At 62.6% G+C, this 2,465-nt stretch carries 3 protein-coding genes; all 3 read left to right on the top strand.

Annotation, left to right across the window (positions count from 1 at the left end; translation table 11 throughout):
* Nucleotides 1-249: 249 nt before the first annotated feature.
* The 3 genes from HLA95_RS26920 (at nucleotide 250) to HLA95_RS26910 (ending at nucleotide 2,313) form a co-directional block, all read left to right on the top strand.
* Nucleotides 250-417 carry a hypothetical protein gene (locus HLA95_RS26920; protein ID WP_222185072.1) on the top strand — a complete coding sequence of 56 codons (168 nt, stop codon included), beginning with the start codon at nucleotides 250-252 and terminating at the stop codon, nucleotides 415-417.
* Between the two features lie 566 nt (nucleotides 418-983).
* Nucleotides 984-1,394 (top strand): helix-turn-helix domain-containing protein, encoded by a 411-nt coding sequence (locus HLA95_RS26915; protein ID WP_191061806.1) that lies wholly within the window; start codon nucleotides 984-986, stop codon nucleotides 1,392-1,394.
* Nucleotides 1,395-1,734: 340 nt separating this feature from the next.
* On the top strand, nucleotides 1,735-2,313 hold the full coding sequence (locus HLA95_RS26910; RefSeq protein WP_191061805.1) for a response regulator: 579 nt from the start codon (nucleotides 1,735-1,737) through the stop codon (nucleotides 2,311-2,313).
* The last annotated feature ends 152 nt before the right edge of the window (nucleotides 2,314-2,465 follow it).

Here is a 2,465-nt window from a genome sequence, read left to right as displayed (position 1 = left end):
GGTAGGCGATGCCGTGCTGGAGCAGTGCTGCGCGCTGGGCATCACCCAGCGGAGCCGGTCCATCACCTGAGTGGTGGCCGTCGCTGCCGGCTGAGGCTGTCCAAGCTGTACGCGGTCATCTTGACGCAATGCCGATCCCGGCAGCGAGCAACTTTCTCCCCACTTCTTGGCCATGCCGGTCATCCGGCCATCTTGGCAACCTCACTATTACGCGGCTTGCCGCCATCGCCCCTGGCCGCCGGCCCGACTGTGGCCACGCGGCTAGAGCAGCTGCGCGTGGTAGCGCTGGCCGAGCCGATCCAGCTCAAGGAACGGGCCGTACCACATGTCCTAGTGGCCGCTGGCCATGCCACCCGGCTGGTGCTGCGCCAACAGGGGATGAGCGAGCCGGAAGGTCGATTGCAGGTCGTAGGATGACTTTGCTATGGCAAGAATGACCGCGTCCGGGGAAAGATCTGCAGTGTCACGCATGGTTACCCAGATAATGCAAATGAATCAGCTTGATGAACAAGCAATGAATGTTTATGATGATCCTGCACACCAGCTATTGATGATGTATATATCTGGTATCCATCTAGTTGATGGAATTGTTTCTTGCTCATCTTATTGTGATTCTGGTTATATTTATATGGTCGCAGAGGAATAATGAGCATGCCGAAGATCGCGATCTTCCTGGCCGCCATCCTGATGGTAGCGGTGTTCCAAGCTTGCTGTTGGGCCTTGTCCGTCCGGGCGCAATCCCGGCGGAGGTGAGCCGTCCTCGCATGCCGGCAGGCTGAAAGGCCCATAAGAACCGGTCGGTCCGCATCGGGCAGGTGGCCTCCTCCTGCGGCACTGCCATGGCATGGCGTGGTCTACAGCGGCAGAGGCTCATGCGGCAGCCGGACAGACCGACATGGGTGCGCAAGAACGATCCGCCCATGGGGCATAAGCCCCCAAACGCCATTGGCGAGGCTGCTGCATGGTCAACATCTGGCTTGGAGATGATGATGAAGGGGAAGATTGTCCCCATGCCTGTCCACGGCCGAGGGCCGGATATCGACCGGCATGTCGGTGAGCGCATGCGCATCCGGCGCGTCATGCTCGGGCTCACCCAGCAGCAGATGGCCGACATCATCGGGGTCAGTTATCAGCAAGCGCATAAGTACGGAAAGGGCGCCAACCGGATCGCCGCCGGCCGTCTTTGCCAGGTTGCTCAGGCGCTGGGCGTGGAGGTCGGGTTCTTCTTCGAAGGCCTGACTGGCGCTGGGGATCTTTCTCCGTCGCCGCAGCAGCGGATGCTGCTGGAGCTGGCCCGCAACTTCATCGCGATACCGAACCGCCGCCATCAGGAAGCCATCTGCACTCTGGCGCGGGTGCTGGCCGACGCGGTCGAACCGCCAGGCCAGCGATAGGCGGAGAGGACGTTCGTACGTCCATGGGCCACTCATTGTTGCAAGAGCCCAACCATGCCCGCTTTCGCCGATCAGGCTGACGAGTTTTGGCCAGCGGGAACGGAGAGTTCTGAGCAAGGCACAGATGAGCAAGCGGAGGACAATGCGCCGCTAGAAAGCCCACAAAAGCGTACTTCAGGATGGAACCAATCCAGTATACCATGATATTTGGCGCGGTATTATGACCGGTCGGGGTGGGAGCATGGGTTGGGGGTGAATGGGAGCCATTCACGCCGAGCTGCAGAATAACCTGGGTACACGTCGGTAATGGGCCTATTGTCCGGTGTTGGCCGGAGGTTCCATGCCCATCATCGAGATGATCGCTTGGATCGGCGCCACCCTGACCGCGTTCGCCGTCGCCGGGGCTCTGTTGACGATCTGGTCCCCCCAGCCCGCCGGACCGGGGACATTCGCCCGGGTGGTAGAGATCGGCGGCCGTTGGACCCTGGATGGGTCCGCGGCCGTCCAGGAGAAATTCTTGGTCATTCTGATCGCCGAGGACGAGCCGCTGATCGCGCTCACCTTGGAGCAGGCGCTGATCGCGGCCGGGCACCAGGTGCTGGGGCCGGCCGCCACCATCGCGGAGGCGTATCGGGCGATCGACGGGCAGGCACCTGAGCTGGCGCTGGTCAACCTCACCCTGCAGGACGGCGACGACGGCGCTGCCTTGGCCCGCGCGTTGCAAGCATCCCATCACACGCCGAGCCTGTTCATCAGCGCCGACGTGCGGCACGCCCGGGCGCATCGGGACGTGGCGATCGGCCTGATCAAGAAACCCTACGACGTGGAGATGGTCCCGGCCGTGCTCTGGTACCTCGACCAGCTGGCCCAGGGGCGCCAGCCGGCCACCACCCCGCCGCAGCTCGAGCTGTTCCGCTAGGTAGGGAACTCAAACAACCTTCTGCAGCTTCATGGCTTTTAGTCGGCTGATCAGGGACGCAGGCTGAGGAGGGTATGGCGGATGGCACATCTGTACTGGCTGTCGGACGCGGCCTGGGCGCGGATCGAGCCGCATCTGCCCCATGGCCGGCC

The sequence above is a fragment of the Geminicoccus harenae genome (genome assembly GCF_019800005.1).
Lineage (GTDB): Bacteria > Pseudomonadota > Alphaproteobacteria > Geminicoccales > Geminicoccaceae > Geminicoccus > Geminicoccus harenae.
This window is presented reverse-complemented; position numbering and strand designations above follow the sequence as displayed.

Bases quoted from the DNA above. Each gene is read 5' to 3' on its own strand.
- HLA95_RS26915 (WP_191061806.1), top strand. From the start codon at position 984: ATGATGATGAAGGGGAAGATTGTCCCCATGCCTGTCCACGGCCGAGGG.
- HLA95_RS26910 (WP_191061805.1), top strand. From the start codon at position 1,735: ATGCCCATCATCGAGATGATCGCTTGGATCGGCGCCACCCTGACCGCG.